This is a genomic window from Xanthomonas sp. SHU 166 (genome assembly GCF_000364685.1).
GTDB lineage: Bacteria > Pseudomonadota > Gammaproteobacteria > Xanthomonadales > Xanthomonadaceae > Xanthomonas_A > Xanthomonas_A sontii.
This window is the reverse complement of sequence record NZ_AQOJ01000620.1, coordinates 1-1,869: the sequence shown is the minus strand read 5'-3', so window position 1 is coordinate 1,869 and position 1,869 is coordinate 1. Positions and strand designations below refer to the sequence as shown.

At 72.7% G+C, this 1,869-nt stretch carries 1 protein-coding gene; it reads left to right on the top strand.

From position 1 onward, the window contains the following. Positions 1–1,869: ligand-binding sensor domain-containing diguanylate cyclase (locus D180_RS15130; protein ID WP_017913458.1), on the top strand; the 1,869-nt coding region annotated here is incomplete at both ends.

Here is a 1,869-nt window from a genome sequence, read left to right as displayed (position 1 = left end):
GCTACCCCCGCCGCGACGGACTCAGTGGCGACTACGTGCGCGCGCTGCTGGAGACGCCGGACGGCGCGCTGTGGATCGGCAGCGCCGCCGGGCTGGACCGGATGGCGCCGGATGGCCGCATCGCCCCGGTTGCGCTGCGCGACGCGCCATCGGTCCTGAGCCTGGCGCGCGGCCGCGACGGCGACCTGTGGATGGGCACCTACGCCGACGGCGTGTTCCGCCTGCGCGACGGCCGCGTCGTGCGCCACTACGGAACCAACGAAGGCTTGCCTAGCGGGCAGGTGCGTGCGCTCAGCGTCGATGCCGCCGGCACGGTCTGGATCGGCACGCGCAGCGGGGTGATGCGCATCGACGGCGACCGGCTGTCGGTGCCGGACGTGCCCGGCTTGCCGCACGGCCTGATCACCGCCCTGGCCAGCGTCGACGGCGCGCTGTGGATCGGCTCGGTCGAAGGCGCGGCGGTACTGCGTGACGGCCGGGTGCGGAAGCTGGCGCTGGAACCGCTGGGCGGCGCGCGCACCGTGTTCGGATTCCAGGCGTTGGGCCGCGATGTGTGGATTTCCACCGACCGCGGCCTGCACCGCGACCGCGATGGCCAGCTGGCGCGGGTGGGGCTGGAGCAGGGCATGCCGGTGGACACGGTGTTCCAACTGGTCCGCGATCGCCTCGGCAATGTCTGGATCAGCAGCAACCGCGGCGTGCTGCGGACCACTGCGGCGGCGCTGGACGCGGTCGCCGACGGCCGCCAGGCGCGGTTGCAGGTGAGCCGTTACGACGAGATCGACGGCATGTCCAACGCCCAGGGCAATGGCAGCTCCGGGCCGTCGATGATCCTGCGCCACGACGGCACGGTGTGGCTGGTCACCGCCGGCGGCGTCAGCATGGTCGATCCGCGGCGCCTGGCGCGCTTCCGCGATCGCCTGCCGCCGCCGGCGGCGATCGAGAGCGTGTTGCTGGATGGCCAGCCCTTCCCCTGGCAGAACACGTCGCAACTGCCCGGCGCCAAGCGCATCACCGTGTCCTATGTCGGCCTCAGCTACCTGCTGCCCGAGCGCATCCGCTACCGCACCCGGCTCGACGGCCTGGACACCGGTTGGATCGATCGAGGCAACCAGCGCAGCGTGGAGTTCATCGGGCTGCCGCCGGGCGACTACACCCTGCACGTGGCCGCGGCGCATCCGGACGGCGCCTGGAGCACCCGCGAAGCCGTGTGGCGCTTCAGCGTGGCGCCGCTGTGGTGGCAGCGGCACAGCGTCCATGCGGCGGCCGCGGTGGCGCTGCTGCTGGCGCTGGTGCTGCTGTACCGTTACCTGATCGCGCGCTACAAGCGTCGCGCCCTGCGCCTGGAGCGGCTGGTGGCGCGGCGCACCAGCGCGCTGCGGCTGCAGACCGAGCGCCTGCTGCAGGCCGATGCCGAGAAGAGCCAGTTGCTGGCGGAATTGCAGCGCCAGGCCACCGCGTTCGAGCGCCTGGCGCACGAGGATGCGCTGACCGCGTTGCCCAACCGGCGCCACTTCGACGAGGTGCTGGTGCACAGCATGCAGCGCGCACAGCGCAGTGGCGCGCCGCTGTGCCTGTTGGTGATGGACATCGACCGCTTCAAGCAGATCAACGACGGCTACTCGCATGCCACCGGCGATGCGGTGCTGCGCGAGGTCGGGCAACTGCTGCTGAGCGCCTGCCGCGCCTCCGACCTGCCGGCGCGGCTGGGTGGCGAAGAGTTCGCGGTGCTGCTCGGCGACACGCCGCTGGCCGACGCCGAGCGCCTGGCCACGCGCCTGCGCGACCTGTTCCATGCACGCCTGCAGTGGGCGCCCGAGGCGCCGGCGCTGCGCGTCACCTTCAGCGCCGGCCTGGTCGCGCTGCGCC